Genomic DNA, 24,460 nt, shown 5'->3' with positions numbered 1-24,460 from the left:
CCCCGTACCCCGTTACCGCATCGTAATATTTGTTGTGGGAAATGTAACCTGTTCGAGGGTCGTGTATTTTGTCGGAGCCCGTCTCGATTGAGGATAGCTCAGTGATCACGAAGCACCTGCGACGGGAAGGTCCGGAGTCCTCAGACCACGAGAACTCGAGGCGGCTGACTCGGGCTCTACCGGGCGCGACCCCAGTCGACTTCAGTCGAGCCGGATGCGGACGGCCCAGCCGACGATCGTCCCATCGTGCGGGATTCGCGGGGTCAACGTTCGCGCCGCGTGCTGCATCGCAGAGCCTGGGATTGGTTCCTGCCCCGAGCCGTTCGCGGACGGCCCGTACCGGACCGACACCTGGTCGATTCGAGTGACGATGCCGGCGATTGGGCGCTCTGGCCCGGCACCAAGCTGCTCAGCATCGGTGTTGCGTTCCTCGGTCACCGTGCGTCGGCCTCCGAAGTGGCCGAGACGAATCGGGTCCGCGTCGACGACGTCCCACCTAACTTGCTCGCCGACGGCGACGTCGAAAGCATCCTCCGCGACCTGCCATTCGATGAGCCAGACGTCGCGCTCCCCGTCTCCCAGAGGCGGCACGATGCTCTCCGACGGGACGACGCAGGGTTGTCGCCGTTCAGCTGCCGGGTCAACGAAGCTAGGGGCACCGGCGAACAAAGCGTGCGCTGTCGCGGGGAAAACTACGTGTTTCGACGGACGTTGTTCGGGCGGCATGTCCCGAAGGCTATCCGCCTAGAGAGGGCGCCAGCCCTCGACATCTCGGCGGAAGTGACCGCTAACCGATCGGCTAACCGACATTGGCCACGTCAGATGACGACGAGGTTGAACCATTAGGCGGGGCGGGTATCGGCCGTGATTGCACGTGCGCTCCTTTGCGGCCTTGATCGGTGATGTCGGTGTGGACCGCTACGGTAGGCACCGCTTGAGGAGGTCCAAGATGCCCGCACTGATGCCGCCCGTAACGATCCTGGATGCGCTGGATAACGCCGTGGGCCAGCGGGTTCGGGACGGAGCCCTGCACCGGCTGAGTACGAGCGAGCTGGACGAAATTCGCGATACATTGACCGAGTTTTGGAACGCGCAACCGGATCTCGACGGCACACCCAGCGACGATCAGCCGCGCGCCTCGTTCCTCGGCGGGTTCCTCGGTTCATTCTGGAGTGAGCAACTGCTGCGGCAGGAACTCAGCGACGCGTTGCTTTACTACCCGAGACTGCTGGTACTTGATCCGCTCGCGGACTTCTTCTCGGACGGCCGTAGGCTTCCTCCGCTGTGGGCAACGCGGTACCGACGACCAGACGGGCAGGCAGACACAGTCGCTACTGGTCCCGAGATGTGGCTCGACCCGTTCCGCTACGACCGAATACGCGCCGACGCTGCCGCGGCCGCAAAGCGCTTCGCCGCGATCGTGAACAACCTCTACGTGCTCGACAAGCCAATCCGTGCTGGGATCATCGTTCTCAGGAGTCAGTGGCCGACGATCCGGGCAACGACGCAGCAACTCGCAACGGCGGTCCGGATCGACAGTCGAAACGAGACTCTGCAGCGGTTCCTCGACAGCGCCGACGACAGCGAGTTGCACACATGGGACAGCATCCGTGGCATGAAGCTTGAGATGAACCTCCCAGTGGTACGGGCGGACCGGCCAACGCAGTTCGCACCCCCGTTGTATTACCTGGCGAAGACCATCGCGGTCGCTCACGCCGGTGCCGCTCAATACGTTCCCGCGAACGGAGCCTCGTTGGGGCTGCTGCGGGCGAGGTACAACGACTCAGTGAAGGCATTTCCGGCTTCGATGCTTCGAGAAGTCAGCCGTGTCGCGGTTCCAACCGCTGATACTCCGCTCACCGAAGCGGTGGCGATACGAGCGTCATCAGACGACTTTGAAGCGTGGCGACTGAAGCTGCAGGAGCTGCATCGCGCGTCCGAGAACGACGATCTGGACACGCTGCAAGATCGGGTGAGGGAGACGCTCGTCCCTGCCATCCAGGACGTGAAACGCTCGCTTAGTCAGTCACGCTTCGGCGCGTCGTTCCGTAATGCCGGAAGCGACTTCATCGTGGATGGTGCGGTGGGCGTCGGAACCGCAGCTGCCGTGTCAGCACAAGCTGAACTCGCCACAGCCGTAGCGGTAGGTGCCGCAGGTGCCGCCGGCGGTGCGATGTTGCGGTGGCTGCTTCGGCAGTATGGCCCCGCGCGTCCCACAGGCGCGAATGCCGTCCTCGCGACACTGATACGTGCCCCGCGCTGATCCAGGCCGTTCGATCAAGCTCGGCAATGGTGGACCGATAGCGGGTCGCCCACCGGACGAACTGCTGCACACTCCAGGGTGCCGACAAGCCATGTCTCACATAGCCCGTCCGCGCTCCATTTCGTTGACGGGGCGACATACGGACACAAGAACGCCCCGCCAGCCGAAGCCAGCGGGGCGTTCCCCGGTTGAGCGGAACCTAGAAGTCCCAGTCCTCGTCCTCGGTCTTCTCCGCCTTGCCGATGACGTACGACGACCCCGACCCCGAGAAGAAGTCGTGGTTCTCGTCGGCGTTGGGCGACAGCGCCGACAGGATCGCCGGGTTCACGTCCGTCGTCTCCTTGGGGAACATCGGCTCGTAGCCCAGGTTCATCAGCGCCTTGTTGGCGTTGTAGTGCAGGAACTTCTTGACGTCCTCGGTCAGCCCGACCTGGTCGTAGAGGTCCTGCGTGTACTGCACCTCGTTCTCGTAGAGCTCGAACAGCAGGTTGAACGTGTAGTCCTTGATCTCCTGCTTGCGCTCTTCGGAAGCGCCTTCGAGGCCCTTCTGGAACTTGTACCCGATGTAGTACCCGTGGACGGCTTCGTCGCGGATGATCAGGCGGATCAGGTCGGCGGTGTTGGTGAGCTTGGCGCGGGACGACCAGTACATCGGCAGGTAGAAGCCGGAGTAGAACAGGAACGACTCGAGCAGCGTCGAGGCGACCTTGCGCTTCAGGGGGTCGTCACCGGTGTAGTAGTCGAGGACGATCTGGGCCTTCTTCTGCAGGTTCACGTTCTCGGTGGACCAGCGGAAGGCGTCGTCGATCTCGGGCGTCGACGCCAGGGTCGAGAAGATCGACGAGTAGCTCTTCGCGTGCACCGATTCCATGAACGCGATGTTCGTGTAGACGGCTTCTTCGTGCGGGGTGATCGCGTCGGGGATCAGGCTGATCGCGCCGACGGTGCCCTGGATGGTGTCGAGCAGCGTCAGGCCGGTGAAGACTCGCATGGTGAGCTGCTGCTCTGCCGGCGTCAGCGTGTTCCACGACTGCACGTCGTTCGACAGCGGCACCTTCTCGGGGAGCCAGAAGTTGTTGACCAGCCGGTTCCAGACCTCGACGTCCTTGTCGTCCTGGATGCGGTTCCAGTTGATGGCACTGACCGAGCTGATCAGCGGGATGGACTTGCCCGTGGCGTGGACCGGGTCGGTGAGGGTCATGGGATTGTCTTCCGGATTCGAGATGGTGATCTGATGACGGACTGGAGGCGCGGGGCGGGGCCCGCCCCGCGCCTCCAGGAAGAGAGCGGCAGCTCTACAGCATGCAGCTGACGCAGCCCTCGACCTCGGTGCCCTCGAGGGCGAGCTGGCGCAGACGGATGTAGTAGATCGTCTTGATGCCCTTGCGCCATGCGTAGATCTGGGCCTTGTTGATGTCACGCGTGGTGGCGGTGTCCTTGAAGAACAGCGTCAGGGACAGGCCCTGGTCCACGTGCTGCGTCGCCGCGGCGTACGTGTCGATGATCTTCTCGGCACCGATCTCGTACGCGTCCTGGTAGTAGTCCAGGTTGTCGTTCGTCATGAACGGCGCCGGGTAGTAGACGCGGCCGAGCTTGCCTTCCTTGCGGATCTCGATCTTCGACGCGATCGGGTGGATCGACGACGTCGAGTGGTTGATGTACGAGATCGAACCGGTCGGCGGGACGGCCTGCAGGTTCTGGTTGTAGATGCCGTGCTCCTGGACGGACGCCTTCAGCGCCTTCCAGTCGTCCTGCGTCGGGATGGTGATGTTCGCGTTGTCGAACAGCGAGGCGACACGAGCGGTCGCGGGGGTCCACGCCTGGTCGGTGTACTTGTCGAAGAACTCACCCGACGCGTACTTCGAGTCGCGGAACCCGTCGAAGGTCTCGCCGGTCTCGATGGCGATGTTGTTCGAGGCGCGCAAGGCGTGGAACAGCACCGTGTAGAAGTAGATGTTCGTGAAGTCGATGCCCTCTTCGGAGCCGTAGTAGACGCGCTCACGAGCCAGGTAGCCGTGCAGGTTCATCTGGCCGAGGCCGATGGCGTGCGACTTGTCGTTGCCGTCCTCGACGGAACGCACCGAGGCGATGTGCGACATCTGCGAGACCGAGGTCAGGCCGCGGATGGCCGTCTCGATGGTCTTGCCGAAGTCCGGCGAGTCCATCGTCAGCGCGATGTTCAGCGACCCGAGGTTGCAGGAGATGTCCTTGCCGATCTCCTTGTAGGACAGGTCCTCGTTGAAGGTCGTCGGGGTGTTGACCTGCAGGATCTCCGAGCACAGGTTGGACATGTTGATCCGACCCTTGATCGGGTTGGCCTTGTTCACCGTGTCCTCGAACACGATGTACGGGTAGCCGGACTCGAACTGGATCTCGGCGATGGTCGTGAAGAAGTCACGCGCCTTGATCTTCGTCTTCTTGATGCGCGAGTCGTCGACCATCGCACGGTAGTTCTCGGAGATCGGGACGTCGCCGAAGGGGACGCCGTAGACCTTCTCGACGTCGTACGGCGAGAACAGGTACATGTCCTCGTTGTTCTTCGCGAGCTCGAACGTGATGTCCGGCACGACGACGCCGAGGGACAGCGTCTTGATGCGGATCTTCTCGTCGGCGTTCTCACGCTTGGTGTCGAGGAACTTCATGATGTCCGGGTGGTGGGCGCTGAGGTAGACCGCGCCGGCACCCTGACGCGCACCGAGCTGGTTCGCGTAGGAGAAGGAGTCTTCCAGCAGCTTCATCACGGGGATGATGCCCGAGGACTGGTTCTCGATCTGCTTGATCGGGGCACCGGCCTCACGGATGTTGGAGAGCAGCAGGGCCACGCCGCCGCCGCGCTTCGAGAGCTGCAGCGACGAGTTGATCCCGCGCGAGATCGACTCCATGTTGTCTTCGATGCGCAGCAGGAAGCAGGAGACGAGTTCGCCGCGCTGGGCCTTCGCCGTGTTGAGGAACGTCGGGGTGGCGGGCTGGAAGCGGCCGGCGACGATCTCTTCGACGAGGTCGATCGCGAGCTGCTCGTTGCCCTGGGCCAGGCCGAGGGCGGTCATGACGACGCGGTCCTCGAAGCGCTCGAGGTAGCGCTTGCCGTCGAACGTCTTGAGCGTGTAGCTCGTGTAGTACTTGAACGCGCCGAGGAACGTCTGGAACCGGAACTTCTTCGAGTACGCCAGGTCGTTGAGTCGCTGGATGAAGTCCAGCGAGTACATGTCGATCGTCGCTTTTTCGTAGTACTCGTTCTCGACCAGGTAGTCGAGCCGCTCCTTCAGGTTGTGGAAGAAGACGGTGTTCTGGTTGACGTGCTGCAGGAAGAACTGCTTGGCGGCCTCACGATCCTTGTCGAACTGGATGTTCCCGTCCGCGTCGTAGAGGTTGAGCATCGCGTTGAGGGAGTGGTAGTCCATCCCCGTCTGCGGCGACGTCAGATCGACGTCTGCAACTGCTGCGTCCAAAATGCATCCAATCCTGAGTTGACCGCCGACACGTCGTCAGGGGTCCCGAAGAGTTCGAATCTGTAGAGAAGGGGGACGTTGCACTTCCGTGCGATGACGTCCCCTGCCAGGCCGTAGGCCTCGCCGAAGTTCGTGTTGCCGCCGACGACCACACCGCGGATGAGCGAGCGGTTGTGCGCGTCGTTGAGGAACTTGATGACCTGCTTGGGGACCGCACCCTCGCCGTTGCCGCCACCGTAGGTGGGCAGGACCAGGACGTAGGGCTCGTCCACGTGGAGGAAGGGTTCGCTCGGGTAGAGCGGGATCCGGTCCGCGTCGCGGCCGAGCTTCTCGACGAAGCGTGCGGTGTACCCGGACACGCTCGAGAAGTAGACCAATCGGCTCATGGTGCGCTCCTGTGGTGAAGGTGCGGAACAGGCGGACCGGAGGGTGTCCTGCGGGCAGTGATCCGGGCCTCCTGAACGGAACCGGGTGACCGTCCACAGGACGGGAGACGACTACGCCAGTTCGGCGCTGAGCGTCGCGATCTTGTCGGGGCGGAAGCCCGACCAGTGGTCGTCGTCCGTGACGACGACGGGGGCCTGCATGTAGCCCAGGCTCTTGACGTGCTCGAGGGCTGCCTCGTCGGTGGAGACGTCGTGCACTTCGTACTCGATGCCCTTGTTGTCGAGGGCCCGGTACGTCGCTGTGCACTGGACGCAGGACGGCTTGGTGTAGACGGTGACGGCCATGTTCTCCCCTGGTTTCTGGGCCTGATTCCAGGTCCGAAGTTCGTGTGCGGTGCTGAGGACGACGCTACTACATGTTGTGCCCGGCGGACCCGTCGACCACAAGAGAAAGTGTTACACGCCTGTAGTTTCCACAACCCGATCCACAGACTGTGGATTCCCGGAGGCCCGGTTTTCCGCCACTCTCGCACCCACCACCGACACTCTCCACAAGCTGTGGACGGAAGTTCTCGACACCTCCCGTCGGCGTGTCTGAGAACGGTGTCGACGAGGACCTCCTCCACACCTCCCCCGGACGGGTGACACCCCGATCCGTCCGGTCCGTACACTCGTCTCGTGAGCACGTACGGCCCCCTCCTGAAGACCCCCGGCGTGGGTCGTGTCATCGCTGCACAGCTCACCGCGCGCTTCCCGTTCGGGATGCTCTCGCTGGCGTACCTGCTGCACGTCGAGCACGTCTTCCACTCCTACGGCGCCGCCGGCCTGGTGCTCGCGACGACGAGTGTCGGGCAGGCGCTCGCGGGCCCGCTCACCAGCCGCTGGATGGGCAGCTGGGGCATGCGCCCCGTCCTCATCCTGACGAGCATCGTCGCGCTCGTGAGCATGGGGGTCATCGGGTTCGTCCTCATGCCGCTCTGGGGCTACGTGGTGGTCGGGTTCCTCGGCGGCCTCGCGGTCCCGCCCGTGCAGCCGGCGGTGCGCACCATCTACCCCAAGATGGTGACCTCGTCGCAGCTCACCCCCTTGTTCTCGCTCGACGCCAGCGCCCAAGAACTGATCTGGGTCGCCGGCCCGGTCATCACCACCTTCGTCGCGACCCAGGTCGGCACGGTCGAGGCGATCGTCGTCGCCATGGTCTTCCTGGTGGTCGGCGGCATCTGGTTCATCGCCTCACCCGAGCTCGGTCGCGTCCGCATCCCCCGCTCGAAACGCGCGTTCGGCGTGGTGCTGAAGCGGCCGTCGGTCGTCGTCGCCACCCTGACCGGTCTGCTGCTCATCGGGGCGTGCGCAGCGGTCGAGGCCAGCGTCACCAGCGTCTTCGGCGAGGGCAGCCCGAACGCCGGCATCGTCCTGGCCGTCTTCGCGGTCGGGTCCCTGTTCGGCGGCCTGGCCTTCGGCCACCGTCCGATCTCCCCCAACACCCTGTGGACGCGCATGGCGATCGTCTTCGTCGGTCTCGCGCTCGCCCTGGGCGGCACGAACTTCTGGTGGCTCTGCATCGCCCTCGTGATTGCGGGCATCGGCATCGCGCCGGCACTCGCGGTGATGTTCGGCTCGGTCTCCGCCACCGTCAAGTTCTCCGACACCGCCGAGGCCTACGGCTGGATGGGCACCGGTCAGCTCATCGGCGCCGCCGGTGGGTCCGCGGTCGCCGGCTTCCTGATCGACAGCAGTGGCCCGGTGGGCGGCTTCACGGTCGGTGCGGTCATGGCCGGGGTGGGCGTCGTCGTCGCGCTCGGGGCGAAGCGCTGGCTGCCCGACCTGCGCGGCCGTGACGCCAGCCCCATCCCCGACACCGAGCCGGTGGTCCTGCCGACCTGAGCGGGGGGCGCGGGGCTTTCGGTGGGGATTTTCGGCGTACCTGGCCGAAACGGGCGTACCTGGTCGAAAGTTCTGACCAGGTACGCCCGATTGCAATTGCGATCGCGGCCGATGTGGGAAGGAACGTGCGTCCGGCGGGCGGGTCGCGTTCTCCACAGATGGCCGGGAGGCCCGGCGCGCGCCCGCCACGCACCGGCAGGATGGGTGCATGGTCAGTTCACTTCCCCTGCGTGACGGCGCCGCGATCCCCGCGATCGGGTTCGGCGTCTACAAGGTCGACGACACCGAGGCCGAGACGGCGGTCGGTCTCGCGCTCGAAGCCGGCTACCGGCACGTCGACACGGCCGAGATGTACGGCAACGAGACCGGCGTCGGGAACGCGATCCGGGCCTCCGGGCTCGACCGTGACGACGTCTTCGTGACGACCAAGGTGTGGAACGACCACCAGGGGCGCGACGCGACCCTGCGTGCGTTCGACGGCAGCCTCGAGCGGCTGGGGCTCGACGCGGTCGACCTCTACCTGATCCACTGGCCGGCCGCGGCGAACGACCGCTACGTCGACACCTGGCGCGCGCTCGTCGAGCTGCGCGACTCCGGCCGGGCGCGGAGCATCGGGGTCTCGAACTTCCAGGTGCCGCACCTGCAGCGGCTCGTCGACGAAACCGGTGAGGCGCCGGTGCTCAACCAGGTCGAGCGGCACCCGTGGCTCCCGCAGCGCGAGCTCATGGAGTTCCACCAGCAGCACGACATCGTCACCGGAGCCTGGTCGCCGCTCGGTCGCGGTCGGCTGATCGACGAACCGATCCTCACCGGCATCGCTGACGCACACGGGGTGAGCGTCGCGCAGGTCCTCGTCCGGTGGAACGTGCAGCAGGGGGTCGTGGTGCTGCCGAAGTCGGTGACGCCGTCGCGGATCCGGTCGAACCTCGACGTCGACGGCTTCGTGCTCAGCGACGACGAGCTCGCGGCGATCGCCACGCTCGAGTCCGGGCAGCGGACGGGCTCGCACCCCGACTCGGTGTCGTGACGGTAGCGCCGTCGTGACGTGGTGCTCGCGTGACGGCGTAGGTTCTTCGGGGTGAACGATCCTCAGCAGACCGCACGTGAGCACCTCGGGCCCGACGAGCACCTGTACTGGGCCGGCACGAGCGACCCGGCGAAGCTCTTCACGGGGCGGGACGGCTTCCTCATCCCGTTCTCCCTGCTGTGGACCGGCTTCGTCGCGTTCGCGGTCCTCGACGTCGTGCGGAACGGGTACCTCGGCGTGGGAGCGATCATCCCGATCGTGTTCTCGATCGTCGGCGTGCACCTGGTGGTCGGCCGCTTCTTCGTGAAGGCACACCGCAAGCGCACGACCGTGTACGCCGTCACCGACCGCCGCGCACTGATCATCACGCCGAACACCACCCGCGAGGTCCCGGTGGGACGCACCGATCGCACCATCACCTGGACCGGCGGCCGACGACACTGTTCGGTGGAGTGGAACACCGGCGATCCGAGCGGAGTGGCGGCATTCTTCGCCGGCGGAGCGACCGCCAAGATCTACGCGAACACCGGACTCGACGGGCTGTTCGGACCGCAGCTGTTCGCCTTCTGGGACGTCCGCGACGGCGAGGAACTCGTCCGCGAACTCGACCGCGTGGCGCGCTAGCCCCGGCGGTCCTCCTCCGACTGCCACGGCAGGTGCAGATCGCCCGGTGCGGGTTCCACGTCGCCGGCGTCGTCCGCGCCTCCCGTTCCCGGTGCGGCGGTGATCTTGGACGTGTCGATGCCGTCCGCCTCGAGTTCGGCGTCGCTGCGCTGGTCGGTCTGCGACGCCTCGGTCTCCCGCTCGCTCGACGGGCTGTACGCAGTGTCGGTCGAGTCGGGATCCGGCGTCTCCGGGATGCTGTCGCTCATGCTCCCGGACGGTAGTCCGTGTGCCCCGAGTACCAGTTCGGTCACGGCGGTCGATCGGGCCGGACCCCGGCGGTACGCTCCCTGCCGTGGGGGAACGATGACACGGATGCGGACCGCGGCGAGCGCGGTCATCGGCACGGCGATGGTGGGGCTGCTGCTGACGGGCTGCACGGCGTTCGGCGGGGACGAGACCCTGCCGAAGCCCACCCGACAGGCGGCCGAGCGGACGGCGGAACCGATCCCCGATCCGACGCTCACGACCGAGCAAGTCGACGGGGAACCTGACGAGGTCGAGCAGGTCCTGCCCACGGGCACGGTCGCGGCGGAGACCGACGTCACGTCCCCGAGCGGTGACACGAGCATCCACGTGCGCATCGTGGCGAACGACATGGGTACGTTCACCGCGCAGCTGTCCGGCTACCGCACGACCAACCCGCAGCAGATGAGCCTGCAGTTCCGGCACCGGACCGCCAGCCCGCTCGATGGCGGTGACGCCTCGGCGCGGGACACGACCGAGTGGACCGCCGCCTCCGGGCCGCCGAAGACCGTGGTCATGAACGACGCCGGTGCACGACCGGACTACTTGCGCAGCGTCGTCCTCGTCCCCGCCTCAGTGCCGGACGAAGACCCGTCGAAACGCCCGTGGGTCGGATCGGTGCTGGCCGTCGGTGCTCTGGACTGGAAGATCCCGAACCCCTACCCGGACTTGCGCATCACCGTGGGCAAGGACCGACCGGGGGCGTACGGCATCGTCACGGACGCCGACGGACGACCGGCCGACTACCTGGTGGCGCACGGCGACGAGCTGACCACGGTCGCGCAGCGGTTCGGCATCACGCCGGCCGAGGTGCAGTGGCTCAACCCGTACATGGAGACCCGCGCCGACGACTGGTTGCTCGAGGGCAGCACGCTGAACCTCGATCCCGCACGCCGCTGACCTCGGAGCGGACGGAACTCGACCGTCCGTTACGCTCGACGGGCACCAGCCCCGACCAGGAGGTCCCCTCGTGACGATCGTCGCCGCAGCAGACGGCTCAGCCCTCGGCAACCCCGGCCCCGCTGGCTGGGCCTGGTACGTCGACGACGACCGCTGGGCCGCCGGTGGCTGGCCCCGGGCAACGAACAACATCGGCGAGCTCACGGCCGTCCTGCAGTTGCTCCGCGCGACGAAGGACTCCGGCGAGCCGCTGCACATCCTGTGCGACAGCCAGTACGCCATCAAGGCCTGCACCGAGTGGCTCGCCGGGTGGAAGCGGAAGAACTGGCGCAAGGCAGACGGCAAGCCGGTCATGAACGTCGAGATCATCAAGGAGCTCGACGCCGAACTGCAGGGCCGCAAGGTCACGTTCGAGTGGGTCCGCGGGCATGTCGGCCACGAGATGAACGAGGCCGCCGACGTCCGCGCCCGTGGTGCGGCTACCGCCTACCAGAACCACACCGACGTGCCGCACGGTCCGGGCTGGCCCGGCGTCGAGGTCACCGAGCCGTCCGCACTGCCCGAGGCGACCCCGCCGGCCACGCTCTTCTGACCGACGAGCTCGGTCAGCCTGGGTCTCGGAGACCCAGGAACACCGAGGCACTGGTCCGCATCCGACCCCGAGACGATGCTGGGCGCATGGAGAACACCGAACACGTCCTGGTCACCGGCGGCTCCGGCTTCATCGCCGGCCACCTGATCCTGCAGCTGCTCGACGCCGGGCACCGCGTCCGCACCACGATCCGGTCCCTCGACCGTGAACCCGCGGTCCGTGCGGTCCTCGCCGAGGCCGGCCTGACCGCCGACGACCGGCTGGAGTTCGTCGCCGCCGACCTGACGTCCGATGACGGATGGGCTCAGGCGGTCGCGGACATCCACGTCGTGCACCACGTCGCCTCGCCGGTGATGCCCGGCCACGTCGAGGACGAGGACACCGTGGTCCGTCCGGCGGTGGAGGGGACGCTGCGGGTACTGCGCGCCGCACACACGGCCGGAGTCGATCGCGTCGTGCTGACCTCGGCCTTCCACGCGGTCAGCTGGGGCCACCCGCACTCCGACCACGTGTTCACCGAGGCCGACTGGACGGTGCTCGACGGGCCCGGAGTCGACGCCTACGGGAAGAGCAAGACCCTCGCCGAACGGGCCGCGTGGGACTTCGTCGCGTCCGAGCCCGGTGCGCCGGAGCTCGTCACGACGATGCCGGTCGCGGTGATGGGTCCGGCGATGGGGCACGCGGTGTCGGGCGCGAACCACATCCTGCAGTCCATGCTCTCCGGAGCGATGCCCGCGACCCCGCGGCTGTTCATCCCCATCGTCGACGTACGTGACGTCGCCGCGGCGCACGTCACCGCGACGACCGCCCCGGATGCAGCGGGCAAGCGGTTCCTCTTGTCGAACGGCCCGGCGCTCGAGATGGCCGGGATCGCCGCCACCCTGCGCGAGCACCTCGGTGACGACGCCCAGGCGGTCCCGACGCAGACGCTGCCCGACGACGTCGTACGGACCGCGGCCGAGACCCAGCCGCAGTTCCGTGCGATGGTGCCCGACCTCGGCTACGCCAAGCGCACCTCCAACGAGCGAGCCCGCACCGTGCTCGGCTGGACTCCTCGTGATCCGCACGAGGCGATCGTGGCGGCGGCCCGGAGCCTGGTCGCGAAGCGCCTGGTCCGCCCCTGACCAACCCTGCTCCACCACTGACCCACGAGGATCAGACCGCCCGATCCCACAGCGCCACCGTGCTCTCGAGCCCGTCGTACCGGTACGGCTTCCGCTCCCCTGTCGGTGCGTACCCGAGCGCCCGCCAGAACGGCTCGGCACCGACCGCGTTCGTCGCCACGATCCCCAGTCGTAGTCGGTCGGCGCGGGCGTCTGCCGCCAGGGACACGACGGCCTCGTGCAGGACTCGTCCGAGGCCGGAACCCTGCCGATCGCCGCGGACGACGAGCAGTCCGACGTACGCCGTGGTCGGTGCCGGGTACCCGAGCAGCACGTCCGCGAACGCCACGAGCGATTCGCCGTCCCACAGCCCGATCCCGTACTTGCCCGCCGGGTCGAAGCCGTCCGGCACCGACACGAGTGCGCTCAACCCGTCGGACGGCCCCGGCGGGTACCCGGTGATCCGCTCGGCGTAGTCCGGCACGGTCTCGAGCAGCCCCTGCAGCGCGTCGACGTCGTCCGCGCCGAGCGCACGCACGACGAACGAACCAGCGCCGGCCGGCATCAGTCCACGTCCACGTCGGCCCACCCGTCGAACCGACCGATCTCGGTGACCCGGACCACGGCCTCGCCGGCTTCGTCCGAGGCGTCGAGGTCGATCGTCGCCGAGAACCCGAAGTCCTTGTCGCCCGACGGGTCCGCGAAGATCTGCCGGGCACGCCACACACGCGCCGAGCCTGCAGCCCCAGAGCCGGACGCCCCCACACCCGTCGCCCCAGCACCCGTCGCCCCCGCCTGGTCGAGCACCAGGTAGGACATCGAACGCGCCTCGGCATCGGTGCCGATGGTGTCGTGCTCCTCGTAGTACTCCTCGAGCACCGCGTCCCACGCGTCGCCGTCGAACCCGGCTGCTGCGTCGAGCGCCCCGAGTCCGTCGACGTCGTCGCGCGCGGCGAGCAGCACCCGCTGGAACAGTGCGTTCCGCACGAGCACGGTGAAGGCCCGCACGTTGCCGGTGAGCCGTGCCGGCTGCGGCGGCGCGATCTCCTGCTCTTCGGCGAGGGCGAGCAGCACGTCACCGTTGAGCAGCGCCTCCCACTCGTCGACGAGCGAGGAGTCGGTCTGCCGGACGACCTCGCCGAGCCACTCGATCAGGTCGTCGAGCTCCTGGTTCCGCTGTTCCTCGGTGATGGTCTGCCGCATGGTCCGGTAGGCGTCGGACAGGTACCGGAGCACGAGCCCCTCGGACCGGGTGAGCTGGTAGAACCGCACGAAGTCGCCGAAGGTCATCGCGCGCTCGTACATGTCACGGACGACGGCCTTGGGCGAGAGCTGGAAGTCGAGGACCCAGGGCTGTTCCGCCGCGTACGTCTCGTACGCCGCCTCCAACAGCTCGGACAGCGGGCGAGGCCAGGTGACCTCCTCGAGCAGCTCCATCCGCTCCTCGTACTCGATGCCCTCGCGCTTCAGGCGGGCGACCTCTTCGCCGCGCTCCTTGAACTGCTGCTGCGACAGGATCGCCCGCGGGTCGTCCAGTGTCGCCTCGACGATCGAGACCATGTCCAGGGCGTACGTCGGCGAAGCAGGATCGAGCAGCTCGAACGCGGCGAGCGCGAACGGCGACAGGGGCTGGTTGAGGGCGAAGTTCGACTGCAGGTCGACGGTGAGCCGGTAGGAGACCGGAGGCCCCGGCACCCGCTCGATGACCTGCGCGTTGATGAGGGTCCGGGCGATGACGAGCGCACGCCGGGCCATCGCGAGCTGGCGGGCGCGCGGTTCGTGGTTGTCGAACACCAGCGAGCGCACCTCGTCGAACGCCGAACCGCCGCGGGCCACCACCGACAGCACCATCGCGTGCGTGATGCGCATGCGCGACACCATCGGTTCCGGTTCGGCGCCGATGAGCCGGTCGAACGAGGCCTGCCCCCAGGACACGAACCCCTCCGGTGCCTTCTTCCGCTTGATCTTGCTCTTCTTCTTCTGGTCGTCCCCGGCCTTCGCGACGGCGCGGGCGTTCTCGATGTCGTGCTCGGGGGCCTCGGCGACGACGTCACCCTCGGTGTCGTACCCGGCGCGTCCGGCGCGGCCGGCGATCTGGTGGAACTCGCGTGCGGACAGCTGCCGCATCTTCGTGCCGTCGAACTTCGTCAGTCCGGTGAACAGCACGGAGCGGATCGGCACGTTGATGCCGACCCCCAGGGTGTCGGTGCCGCAGATGACGGGCAGCAGCCCGCGCTGTGCGAGCTGCTCGACGAGCCGTCGGTACTTGGGGAGCATGCCGGCGTGGTGCACGCCGATGCCGGCGCGGATCAGGCGGGACAGGGCCTGTCCGAAGCCGGCGCTGAACCGGAACCCCGCGATCGCTTCCGCGATCTGGTCTCGACGCGCCCGATCAGCGACCTTCGCCGACATCAGCGATTGCGCCCGCTCGAGCGCAGCCGCCTGGGCGAAGTGCACGATGTAGATCGGCGCCTTGCCCTCCTCCAGCAGCCGTTCGACGGTCTCCTGCACGGGCGTCATCACGTACTCGTACGCGAGCGGCACCGGTCGGCTGACGCCGGTCACGCGGGCGGTGGGTCGGCCGGTGCGTCGGGACAGGTCGTCGGCGATGGTCGTGACGTCGCCGAGGGTGGCGGACATCAGCAGGAACTGCGCACGTTCGAGCACGAGCAGCGGCACCTGCCAGGCCCAGCCGCGGTCGGGGTCGCCGTAGAAGTGGAACTCGTCCATCACCACGACGTCGACGTCGGCGTCCGGACCTTCGCGCAGGGCCAGGTTCGCCAGGATCTCGGCCGTGCAGCAGACGATGGGGGCGTCGCCGTTCACGCTGGAGTCGCCGGTGACCATGCCGACGTTCTGCGCGCCGAACAGCTCGACGAGCTGGAAGAACTTCTCGGACACGAGCGCCTTGATCGGTGCCGTGTAGTAGCTCCGCTTGCCCTCGGCGAGCGCGGCGAAGTGCGCGCCGGCCGCGACGAGCGACTTGCCGGTGCCGGTCGGGGTGCTCAGCACGACGTTCGCGCCGGAGACGAGCTCGATGACCGCTTCGTCCTGTGCCGGGTACAGCGGCCGGCCGCCTTCCTCGGCCCAGGCCGCGAAGGCCTCGTAGACCTCGTCGGCGTCGACGACGCCGTCCACCGCCGCCGGGATCGCGGCGACGAGCGGGGGCACGGTGGTGACGTCGGTCATGGCCCCATCCTCCCAGGCTGCGGTGACGAGGTGGTCGGCCCGGTCGACCGGGAGGCCCGGCTCCATACGCGCGCATAGACTCGCGTCATGCGCGAACTCGGCTTCCTCACCTTCGTCCCGAACCACGGCGGCACTGCGGGTGCGGCGAGCGCCCTGCAGGACGGTCTGCGGCTGTTCGAGACGGCCGAGACCCTCGGCTACGGCACGGGCTGGGTCCGTGGCCGCCACTTCGAGCCCTTCCTGACGAGCCCGATGACCTTCTTCGCCGCCGCGGCCCAGCGCACGAGCACCATCGCGTTCGGCACCGCGGTGCTCGGCATGCGCTACGAGGACCCGGTGCGCCTCGCCGAGGACGCCAGCACGGTCGACCTGCTGAGCGGCGGGCGTGTGCAGCTCGGCGTCAGTACGGGCATCGCCGGGTACGGGCCGATCCTCGACCCGGTGTTCGGCTCCGTCGACCGCTCGTTCCGCGACGAGGCCGAGGCCCGGGCTGCCCGACTGCTCGAGGTGCTCGACGGCGACGCACTCGGCAGCGCCGGCTCTGGCTACGAGAGCATCCCGGCCGGTGCGGACCTGACCCTGCAGCCGCTCAGCCCCGGCCTACGCGACCGCGTCTGGTGGGGCGGCGGCAGCATGGGCACCGCGGTGCGCACGGCCGAGAAGGGGCTGCTCCTGCACTGCTCGACCCTGAACACCGAGGACACCGGTGCACCCTTCGCCCAGGCGCAGGCCGACCAGATCGCCGCCTACCGCGAGCGGTTCACCGAGCTGCACGGCGGGACCGGCCGCACGTCGAAGGTCGCGGTGGGCCGCATCGTCGTGCCGTTGCTCGACGACCACGACCGCACGGTCCACGACGAGTTCCTGACCGGGTACGCCTCGGGAATGGACGACGAGGGCCGACCGCTCTCCGGTCCGCCGTTCCGGTTCAGCAAGGTGCTGTCCGGCGAGCCGGCCGCCATCGTCGACGCCCTGCTCGCCGACCCCGCCGTCACCGCCACGGACGAGCTCGTGATCACCCTGCCCGCGAACGGCGACGTGGCCGCCCACGAGCGGATCCTGCGCATCGTCGCCGAGGAGATCGCGCCGGCACTGCGGGCCTGAGAACGGATCAGGACACCCGGCGGGGCTCAGATCGAGTCGGTGATGCTCGAGAGCCCTGCCGGATGACCATCTCGTCCCTGATCCGCACGGGATGGTGGGACCATCGTTCCACCTACCGAGCGGTTTGTCACACTCGGTTGCGCCCTCAGGACGAGAAAGTTGATCATCCGTCACCCGTTTTGCCCGGATCGCACGAAGTCCGTCAACCGGTTCGCCGAACCCCTTCCAGGACGGAAACAGTCGGGACGAACGAATGCGCCCCCGCGCGGACGCGGGGACGCATTCTGGACGCACCGGGGAAGCTGGGGCATCGTCAGCCGGATCAGGAGGCTGAGTCGCACAACCAGCGACCCCGTAGTCGGTGCGTGCGCCGACGGTAACCAGCCGACTGGCGCACATCGATGTTACTCAACAGGCGTCGTCGGTGCGCGGAAACCGGACGAACTGGTCAGACCAGTTCGAGGGCCGCGCTCCCGGACTCGTCGGTGACCGAGGCTCCGACGTGCAGCGTGAAGGTGCCGGGCTCGTACTGCCAGGCTCCGTCCCAGTGCGCGAACGCCCGGGCCGGCACCTCGATCGAGACTTCGGTCGACTCCCCCGCGCCGAGGCGGACCGGGGCGAACCCGACGAGCCAGCGCGCCGGACGGTCCACCGCCGAGGACTCGCGCGAGGCGTAGACCTGCACGACGTGCTTGCCGGCGCGCGGTCCGGTGTTGGCGACCGTCGCCGTGACGATGACCGCGTCCCCCTCGGACACGGTCGGCGTCGCGACGACGCCGTCGATGGTCCACGAGGTGTAGCCGAGGCCGTGCCCGAACGGGTACGCCGGCGTGGTGCCGGCACGGAGCCAGGCACGGTACCCGATGTGGACACCCTCGTCGTACGACACCTTGCCGTCGACGGGGGTGACGTCGAGCACGGGCACGTCGGCCATCGCGACCGGCCAGGTGGTGGGCAGTCGACCGCCGGGCTCCTGCGCGCCGGTCAGGACGTCGGCGAGCGCGTTGCCGTACTCCTGGCCACCGAACCAGGTGAGCAGGACCGCGGCGACGTCGTTCCGCCACGGCATCTCCACGGGCGAGCCGGCGTTCACGACGACGACCGTGTTCGGGTTCGCCGCCACGACCGCACGCACCAGGTCGTCCTGGTGCCCGGGCAGCGCGAGCGACGAGCGGTCGTACCCCTCGGACTCGACCTTCGAGTTCGTGCCGACGACCACCACGGCGACGTCAGCCGTGCGGGCAGCCTCGACCGCGGCATCGATGAGCACCGACGGGTCCTCGTCGGAAGGCTCGGTGCCGAACTGGTACGCGAGCACGCCGCCGAGGGTCTCGTCCTGGATGACGTCGTACTCGATGCGGATCGCGACCTGCTGCCCGGAGGTCACCGACACGGGCACCGAGCGGGCCGGCGGGTTGAGGAACGCTGCGCCGAGCTGGTCACCCTCGAACGGCACGTCCTCGTCGAGCACGAGCTCGCCGTCGATCCACATCCGCGACCGGCCGGCCGCGCCGATGCCGATGCGCACGGTGCCGGTGGACGGCGCGGTGTAGGTCGTGGTGATGTCGAGCCGGTCGGCCTCACGCGTGGGGGCGTCGCCGCCGAACCAGAACAGTGCCGTGGCGCGACGGTCCTCGACGTACAGCTCCTCGCCGTCCTTGACGAAGGCGACGCGGGCGCCGGGCTCGCCGGTGCCGGGGTTCGTGATGGTGGACAGCGGGAACTCCGCGATGCCCTCCTGCACGACGGCACCGATCGCGTAGTCGACCGTGGCACCCGGGAACGCCGAGCGGATCCCGTCGAGCGGCGAGACGACCTGCGACGGCACGACCGTGGCCGAGCCACCGCCCTGCGTGCGGGCCTGGTCGGCGTTGTGGCCGATGACGGCGATGCGGGAGACGGCGGGCGCGTCGAGCGGCAGCACGCCGGTGTTGCGGACGAGGACGGCGCCCTCGGCCTCGGCTTCGCGGACGAACGCGACGCCGTCCTCGACGTGCACCGGCTGCGCGGCCACGGGCTCGAAGCCCTCGAGTGCGCCGACGCGGGCGGCCAGGGTCAGGATGCGGCGGACCTTGCGGTCGATCGCTTCGATCGGCACGTCACCGGACTGCACCGCGGCGAGCAGCGGACCCTCGCTCCACCACTGGTTCGGGCCGGGCATCGCGACGTCCTGCGACGCCTTCGCCGAGTCGACCGAGCGCACGCCGGTCCAGTCGGACACGACGATGCCGTCGAAGCCCCACTCCGAGCTCAGCGGCGTCTCGAGCAGGTCGTGCTCCGACGCGGTGACGCCGTTGATGGAGTTGTACGACGACATGATCGCCCACGCGTGCGCCTCGGTCAAGGCCTTCTCGAACGCGAGCAGGTACAGCTCGCGCAGGGCCCGGTCGGAGACCTCGGTCGATGCGGTGAAGCGGTCGGTCTCGTAGTCGTTCGCGATGTAGTGCTTCGGGGTCGCGGCCACGCCGTTCTCCTGCACGCCGTCGACGTACGACGCAGCCAGGTCACCGGTCAGGACCGGGTCCTCGCTGAACGCCTCGAAGTGCCGGCCGCCGAGCGGCGAGCGGTGCAGGTTGATGGTCGGGCCGAGGACGACGTCGACGCCCTTGCGGCGTGCCTCGACGGCTGCTGCGGCGCCGTAGCGCTTCGCGATCGCGCGGTCCCACGACGCCGACAGCGCGGTCGCCGAGGGCAGGTTCAGCGACGGGTCGCGTTCGTCCCAGACCTCACCACGGACGCCCGAGGGGCCGTCCGACATCAGGATCCGGCGCAGCCCGATCTTCTCGATGGGCCAGGTGGTCCAGAAGTCGCGCCCGGTCAGGAGCTGCACCTTCTCGTCGGTGGTCAGCTGGTCGACGAGCGCGTCGATGCGCTCGGCCGTACTGGAGGCAGTGGTCACGTCGTTCACGGTAGTCACGGTGGTCGGTCCTTTCGTTCAGAGCCTGGGGAAGTGTGGTCAGCGCACGCCGCGGATGCGGGACACCGAGACGATGCCGAGCAGTCCGACGACGGCGCCGGTGATGAAGAAGCCGCTGTACCCGCCGGTCAGGGCGATGACGCCCGGGGCCGCCGCGGGCACGATCGACTGGGGCAGGGCCTGCGCGATGTTGACGACGCCGAGGTCCTTCGCGTTGTCCTCGTCGGACGGCAGCACGTCGGTGATGAGCGCCAGGTCGACGGCGTAGAAGACGCCCATGCCGGCACCCATCACGAACTCGCCGACCAGGACCATGCCGAGCGACGGCGCGAGCGCGATGATCACGAGCCCGACCACGCCGACGATGCCCGCGATCGCGACGAACAGCTTGCGGCGGCCGAGCTTGTCCGACAGCCAGCCGGCGATGAGCGAGGTGAGCACGATGCCGACGACGTTCCACAGCGTGCCCTAGAACACCGCGTTCGCGACGTGGTCCGGGTCCACGCCGATGTCGTCCCGCAGGAAGTACGTCAGGTAGCTCACCGCGGTGTACTGCGCGGCGACCATCAGGAACCGGGTGAGCCAGGCCCAGCCGAGGTCCGGGTGCTTCACGGGGTTGAAGACGAACGAGCCGAAGACCTGCCCGATGCCGAGCTTCGACGTGGGCCGGTTGGTGAGCACGCGGTCGCGGAACACGAGCGCGTAGAGCACGACGACGATCGACCCGATCGCGCCGGGGATGATCATCTGCGTCGCCGAGGTCGAGAAGAGCTGCACGAGGAACGTGCCGCCGACGAGCGCGAGGTTCTGGGAGAGCCCGAGCAGCGCCGCGACCCGGCCGCGCTGGGACCGCGTGACGTGGTCCGGCAGGACCGCGGTCATGGCGGCGATCGTGGCGTTGTAGGCGATCTGCGTGACGCCCCACGCGAGGACGAGCACGACGGTCGAGGTGGTCGTCGCGACGACCACGAGGCCCGCGAAGCCGACCACGGTGCCACCGATGATCCACGGACGACGCATGCCGAGCCTCCCGGCAGTCCGATCGCTGAAGCGACCCGCCAGGGGGTTGGCGACCATCGCGGCGAACGCGCCGACACCGAGTGCCAGGCCGAGCACGCCCGCTTGGTTGTCCGGCGCGATCTCGGCGACCTTGAGCGCCATGGCGACCAGCACCGGCGGCAGCAGCGCGATGTACAGGCCGAGCATCGCGATCGGCATGCCGAGCGTGTACATGAGCGGGGCACCTCGGCCGCGCGTGGGTGCGACTGCGGTCGGGGTGTCGTTGACGGTCAGGGCGTCGTTGGCCACTGCAACCTCTTCTCGGGTACGCCACCTGCACCGGTGACTCGCACGCCTTCGTCGGCGGCTCCGCCCACGGTAACACCAAAACCAAGCGCGGCTAGGTTTTCTGTGTGCACTCCGAGCGGTACAGTCCTGCCATGGCACGACGGGGTTCGTACGCGAAGGGCATCGCGAAGCGCGAGGAGATCCTCACGGTCGCGCTCGACCTCGTCGCCTCACAGGGGTTCCGCCGCACCAGCATCAAGGACATCGCCGACGCCGTCGGGCTGACCCAGGCCGGCCTGCTGCACTACTTCGACTCCAAGGACGAGCTCTGGGTCGAGATCCTGCGACGACGCGACGAGCTCGACCTCGCCCACGACTGGCAGGCGCCGGACCCGGCCGCCCTGCTCGCCGCGATCGTCCGGCACAACGCCGAGGTCCCCGGCCTGGTGCAGATGTTCGTCAACCTCTCCGCCGCCGCTGCGACCGACCCCGAGCACCCCGCGCACGCGTACTTCCAAGAGCGCTACGAGCGCAGCCGTCGCGACCTGTCCGCCGACTTCCGCACCATGCAGCAGGACGGACGGCTCCGCGCCGACGTCGATGCCGAGGAACTGACGAGCGTGCTGCTCGCGGTGTCCGACGGCATGCAGATCCAGTGGCTGTTCGACCCGTCGCGGGACATGGCGCAGCACGTCGAGCTCGTGGCCCGGCTCGCGATCGCCCAGGTCGCCCCCACCGCCTGACGCTCCCCCGCCGACGGCCCCGCGCGTTCCCCGCCGACGCTCCCGCGCGCGCCCCGCCGGAACCAGGTTCCGGACACAGCACCGAGCGATTCCGTGGTGTCGTGTCCGGAACCTGGTTCGCGCGGCGGAGCGGGGTACGGACAGGGCCTGGTCGGGTCAGGCGGCGCCGGGCAGGATGGGGCGTGCCCGGAGGGCGACCCGACGACGATGTGGAGTGACGCGATGACGCGTGTAGTGGTGACCGGCGGCAGCGGCAAGCTCGGACGAGCGGTGGTGCGCGACCTCGATGCGCACGGGTACGACGTGGTGCTGCTCGACCGCGTGCCCTCCCCCGACCAGCCCGAGGGCGTGCAGTTCGTCCGGATCGACCTGACCGACTACGGCCAGGTCCTGAACGCCCTGCTCGGCATCGACGACCGGTACGACCACGTGGACGCCGTCGTGCACCTCGCGGCCGTGCCCGCTCCGGGGCAGGTCCCCGACGTGGCGCTCATCACGAACAACGTGACGGCGTCGATCAACGTCTTCCACGCCGCACGCGCCGCGAAGGTCAAGAACCTGGTGTGGGCGTCGAGCGAGACCCTGCTCGGCATCCCGATGGGCGAGCACCACCCGCCCTACCTGCCCGTCGACGAGGAGTTCGCGGTCCGCCCGCAGTCGTCGTACTCGCTCGGCAAGGCGGTCGAAGAGGAGATGGCCCGCCACTTCACCCGCTGGGACCCGGAGCTGAAGATGATCGGCCTGCGGTTCTCGAACGTGATGGACGAGACCGACTACCCGGCGTTCCCGTGGGACGCCACCCCCGAGGCGAAGACCTTCAACCTGTGGTCCTACATCGACTCGCGTGACGGTGCCCAGGCGGTCCGCAAGGCCGTCGAGGCCGAGCTCACCGGGTTCGAGGCGTTCGTCATCGCGAGCCCCGACACCGTGATGGACACCCCGACGATCGAGCTCGTCGAGCGCTACGTGCCCGACATCGAGCGTCGCGCGGACATCGACGGCGTCAGCTCGCTGCTGTCGTCCGAGAAGGCCCGCGAGCTGCTCGGCTACGCCCCCGAGCACAGCTGGCGCGACGGCCGTTAGCAGCGCCCGCGTCCGCCGCTGAGCAGCCCCTTCGCTAGGCCGGCAGCAGCAGCCCGTCGAGCACCAGGTCGCGCGCCGCCGGCAACAGGTCGGCGGCGAGCACCTGCTCGTCGACACCCGTGATCTGAGCCAGTGCGCCGACGATCGCTGCGACGGACAAGTCCCCGTCGCAGGCTCCGACGAACGCAGCGAGCGCCGTGTCCGCGTCCACCCGCCGTCCGAGTCCGCCGCCCTGCACGAGCGTCATCACCGTGGGGTCGTCGTTGCCCGGCCAGTAGTAGCGCTCCTCGGTGACGTCGCCCGCCACCGTCAGGTGTGCCGTGGCGAGCGCGGCGTCGTCGTGCGCGGCGAGCCACGCGGCCGCGTCGAGGACGCGAGCGACCGTGGCGCCGAGCCCGGCGGGGTTGGAGCCGAGCGTCTCGGGGACGCGCTCGAACCGGCGGAGGCTCGCCGTGCCTCCTGGCAGGGCTCGACGCACCACGACGTACCCGAAACCGACGCCGGTGACGCGGCGGTCCGCGAAGTCGTCGAGCCAGGCGCCCATGAGCGTGTCGAACTCGGGCGTCCCGGGCTTCGTGCCGCCGTCGCGGATCCAGGTCTCGGCGTACGACGTGGGGTCCTGGCGCTCGCGCTCGATGACCCACGCGTCGAGGTCGGTGTCCGCGAACCAGCTGCGCACACGGTCGAGCCCGTCGACGCCCCAGTGGTACTCCCAGTTGCCGAGCAGCTGCGCGGTCCCACCGGGCTCGAGGTGCTCGGACAGGCCGCGGAGCACGGTCTCGACGAGCGCATCGCCGACCATGCCGCCGTCGCGGTACTCGTACGAGGGGACACCCGGCCGACGGGGTGTGATGACGAACGGCGGGTTCGACACGATGCGGTCGAACCGCTCCCCCGCGACGGGCTCGAAGAGGGAGCCGTACCGGAAGTCGATGCCGTCGATGCCGTTGAGCTGCGCGTTGAACCGGGCGATGTCGAGGGCGCGGCGCGAGATGTCGGTGGCGACCACGTGCTCGGCGAAGCGTCGGGCGTGCATGGCCTGGATCCCGCAGCCGGTGCCGAGGTCGAGGACCGTGCGGACGGGGACGGGGACCTGCAGGCCGCTCAGCGTGGTGGTGGCGCCGCCGATGCCGAGGACGTGCTCCTCGCTGATCGCGTGGCCGAGGGCGAGTTCGCCGAGGTCCGAGACGATCCACCAGCTGCCGGCGCCGAGGTCGTCGACGAAGGCGTAGGGACGCAGGTCCACCGTCGGCTCCACGACTGCGGCGTCGGTGTCGGTGTCGGTGTCAGTGCCACAGACCCGCAGCAGCCCTGCCGCGACCACGGCGTCGAGCCCGGCGGTCGGGAACGCGGCTGCGGCGTCCGCGCGGGACGTCGGCAGTCCGAGCACGAACAGGGTGGCGAGGGTGCCGAGCGGGGATGTCTCTCGAGCAGCCAGGGCACGGAGGGCCGCCACTCGCGACCCCCGGTGCAGCGATGCGGCCGCTTCGGTCCCCCAGAGTGCGTCGACCCGGTCGACGGTGAAGCCGGCGGCGTCGAGGTCCGCGGCGAGCGCCGTCGTCACGGCCGGGTCAGCACCGATGTCGGGGAGCGTGTGCACGGACTCCCCGGCGCCGGCACCCGC

22 protein-coding genes are annotated in these 24,460 nt (G+C 68.7%); 10 read left to right on the top strand and 12 right to left on the bottom strand.

From position 1 onward, the window contains the following. Positions 1 to 201 precede the first annotated feature (201 nt). A complete protein-coding gene (locus EDF33_RS19625) occupies positions 202 to 726 on the bottom strand; it encodes a DUF6578 domain-containing protein (protein WP_132100954.1) in 525 nt (174 codons plus the stop codon). 223 nt (positions 727 to 949) lie between these two features. Between EDF33_RS19625 and EDF33_RS19620 the strand changes: the two genes are divergently transcribed. Beyond that, a complete protein-coding gene (locus EDF33_RS19620) occupies positions 950 to 2,263 on the top strand; it encodes a hypothetical protein (RefSeq protein ID WP_132100953.1) in 1,314 nt (437 codons plus the stop codon). A 199-nt stretch (positions 2,264 to 2,462) separates the two neighbouring features. On the opposite strand, the gene nrdF is transcribed toward EDF33_RS19620, so the two are convergent. The 4 genes from nrdF to nrdH form a co-directional block, all read right to left on the bottom strand. Then, entirely contained in the window at positions 2,463 to 3,464 is a 1,002-nt protein-coding gene (gene nrdF / locus EDF33_RS19615; protein ID WP_111086559.1) for a class 1b ribonucleoside-diphosphate reductase subunit beta, read from the bottom strand. A gap of 94 nt (positions 3,465 to 3,558) precedes the next feature. Beyond that, on the bottom strand, positions 3,559 to 5,664 hold the full coding sequence (gene nrdE, locus EDF33_RS19610) for a class 1b ribonucleoside-diphosphate reductase subunit alpha (protein WP_123294953.1): 2,106 nt from the start codon (positions 5,662 to 5,664) through the stop codon (positions 3,559 to 3,561). Between the two features lie 17 nt (positions 5,665 to 5,681). Further along, complete coding sequence (gene nrdI, locus EDF33_RS19605) at positions 5,682 to 6,098, bottom strand: class Ib ribonucleoside-diphosphate reductase assembly flavoprotein NrdI (protein ID WP_132100952.1); 417 nt, start codon at positions 6,096 to 6,098, stop codon at positions 5,682 to 5,684. Between the two features lie 111 nt (positions 6,099 to 6,209). Next, positions 6,210 to 6,443 (bottom strand): glutaredoxin-like protein NrdH, encoded by a 234-nt coding sequence (gene nrdH / locus EDF33_RS19600; protein ID WP_017886897.1) that lies wholly within the window; start codon positions 6,441 to 6,443, stop codon positions 6,210 to 6,212. Positions 6,444 to 6,776: 333 nt separating this feature from the next. Between nrdH and EDF33_RS19595 the strand changes: the two genes are divergently transcribed. The 3 genes from EDF33_RS19595 (at position 6,777) to EDF33_RS19585 (ending at position 9,633) form a co-directional block, all read left to right on the top strand. Beyond that, positions 6,777 to 7,982, top strand: coding sequence for an MFS transporter (locus EDF33_RS19595; protein ID WP_123673613.1), 1,206 nt, complete (start codon positions 6,777 to 6,779; stop codon positions 7,980 to 7,982). A gap of 208 nt (positions 7,983 to 8,190) precedes the next feature. Continuing rightward, the gene (locus tag EDF33_RS19590) at positions 8,191 to 9,009 is read left to right on the top strand and encodes an aldo/keto reductase (protein WP_132100951.1); all 819 of its coding nucleotides are present in this window, start codon (positions 8,191 to 8,193) and stop codon (positions 9,007 to 9,009) included. 51 nt (positions 9,010 to 9,060) lie between these two features. Then, a complete protein-coding gene (locus tag EDF33_RS19585; protein ID WP_132100950.1) occupies positions 9,061 to 9,633 on the top strand; it encodes a hypothetical protein in 573 nt (190 codons plus the stop codon). On the opposite strand, the gene EDF33_RS19580 is transcribed toward EDF33_RS19585, so the two are convergent. Further along, entirely contained in the window at positions 9,630 to 9,881 is a 252-nt protein-coding gene (locus EDF33_RS19580) for a hypothetical protein (RefSeq protein WP_123294958.1), read from the bottom strand. The genes EDF33_RS19585 and EDF33_RS19580 overlap by 4 nt on opposite strands. A gap of 106 nt (positions 9,882 to 9,987) precedes the next feature. On the opposite strand from EDF33_RS19580, the gene EDF33_RS19575 reads away from it, so the two are divergent. The 3 genes from EDF33_RS19575 (at position 9,988) to EDF33_RS19565 (ending at position 12,534) form a co-directional block, all read left to right on the top strand. After that, complete coding sequence (locus EDF33_RS19575) at positions 9,988 to 10,818, top strand: LysM peptidoglycan-binding domain-containing protein (RefSeq protein WP_132100949.1); 831 nt, start codon at positions 9,988 to 9,990, stop codon at positions 10,816 to 10,818. 70 nt (positions 10,819 to 10,888) lie between these two features. Then, positions 10,889 to 11,410, top strand: coding sequence for a ribonuclease H (locus EDF33_RS19570; protein ID WP_123294960.1), 522 nt, complete (start codon positions 10,889 to 10,891; stop codon positions 11,408 to 11,410). Positions 11,411 to 11,496: 86 nt separating this feature from the next. Continuing rightward, positions 11,497 to 12,534: an NAD-dependent epimerase/dehydratase family protein gene (locus tag EDF33_RS19565; RefSeq protein ID WP_132100948.1), complete on the top strand. Its 1,038-nt coding sequence runs from the start codon at positions 11,497 to 11,499 to the stop codon at positions 12,532 to 12,534. 31 nt (positions 12,535 to 12,565) lie between these two features. On the opposite strand, the gene EDF33_RS19560 is transcribed toward EDF33_RS19565, so the two are convergent. Both EDF33_RS19560 and EDF33_RS19555 read right to left on the bottom strand, forming a co-directional pair. Then, a complete protein-coding gene (locus tag EDF33_RS19560; protein WP_132100947.1) occupies positions 12,566 to 13,078 on the bottom strand; it encodes a GNAT family N-acetyltransferase in 513 nt (170 codons plus the stop codon). After that, entirely contained in the window at positions 13,078 to 15,702 is a 2,625-nt protein-coding gene (locus EDF33_RS19555) for a DEAD/DEAH box helicase (RefSeq protein ID WP_132100946.1), read from the bottom strand. Before EDF33_RS19555 ends, EDF33_RS19560 begins: the two co-directional genes overlap by 1 nt. 87 nt (positions 15,703 to 15,789) lie before the next feature. Here EDF33_RS19555 and EDF33_RS19550 point away from each other — a divergent pair, with 87 nt between their 5' ends. Then, the gene (locus tag EDF33_RS19550) at positions 15,790 to 16,806 is read left to right on the top strand and encodes an LLM class flavin-dependent oxidoreductase (RefSeq protein ID WP_132100945.1); all 1,017 of its coding nucleotides are present in this window, start codon (positions 15,790 to 15,792) and stop codon (positions 16,804 to 16,806) included. Positions 16,807 to 17,254: 448 nt separating this feature from the next. On the opposite strand, the gene EDF33_RS19545 is transcribed toward EDF33_RS19550, so the two are convergent. From EDF33_RS19545 to EDF33_RS20615, 3 genes are read right to left on the bottom strand one after another with little or no spacing between them, the layout of a single operon-like run. Further along, positions 17,255 to 19,714 (bottom strand): glycoside hydrolase family 3 C-terminal domain-containing protein, encoded by a 2,460-nt coding sequence (locus tag EDF33_RS19545; protein ID WP_243692520.1) that lies wholly within the window; start codon positions 19,712 to 19,714, stop codon positions 17,255 to 17,257. A 48-nt stretch (positions 19,715 to 19,762) separates the two neighbouring features. Continuing rightward, a complete protein-coding gene (locus tag EDF33_RS20620) occupies positions 19,763 to 20,164 on the bottom strand; it encodes an MFS transporter (RefSeq protein ID WP_243692519.1) in 402 nt (133 codons plus the stop codon). A 27-nt stretch (positions 20,165 to 20,191) separates the two neighbouring features. Further along, the gene (locus EDF33_RS20615) at positions 20,192 to 21,031 is read right to left on the bottom strand and encodes an MFS transporter (protein ID WP_243692518.1); all 840 of its coding nucleotides are present in this window, start codon (positions 21,029 to 21,031) and stop codon (positions 20,192 to 20,194) included. Positions 21,032 to 21,162: 131 nt separating this feature from the next. On the opposite strand from EDF33_RS20615, the gene EDF33_RS19535 reads away from it, so the two are divergent. Together EDF33_RS19535 and EDF33_RS19530 are read left to right on the top strand one after the other, a co-directional pair. Then, positions 21,163 to 21,753 carry a TetR/AcrR family transcriptional regulator gene (locus EDF33_RS19535; RefSeq protein WP_123341243.1) on the top strand — a complete coding sequence of 197 codons (591 nt, stop codon included), beginning with the start codon at positions 21,163 to 21,165 and terminating at the stop codon, positions 21,751 to 21,753. Between the two features lie 222 nt (positions 21,754 to 21,975). After that, the gene (locus EDF33_RS19530; RefSeq protein WP_123341264.1) at positions 21,976 to 22,836 is read left to right on the top strand and encodes an NAD(P)-dependent oxidoreductase; all 861 of its coding nucleotides are present in this window, start codon (positions 21,976 to 21,978) and stop codon (positions 22,834 to 22,836) included. A 34-nt stretch (positions 22,837 to 22,870) separates the two neighbouring features. On the opposite strand, the gene EDF33_RS19525 is transcribed toward EDF33_RS19530, so the two are convergent. Then, on the bottom strand, positions 22,871 to 24,436 hold the full coding sequence (locus EDF33_RS19525; RefSeq protein ID WP_243692521.1) for a methyltransferase: 1,566 nt from the start codon (positions 24,434 to 24,436) through the stop codon (positions 22,871 to 22,873). Positions 24,437 to 24,460: the final 24 nt, after the last annotated feature.

Source organism: Curtobacterium sp. PhB146 (assembly GCF_004342995.1).
Classification (GTDB): Bacteria; Actinomycetota; Actinomycetes; order Actinomycetales; family Microbacteriaceae; genus Curtobacterium.
The sequence above is the reverse complement of the archived record's forward strand: the minus strand, read 5'-3'. Positions and strand labels throughout refer to the sequence as shown.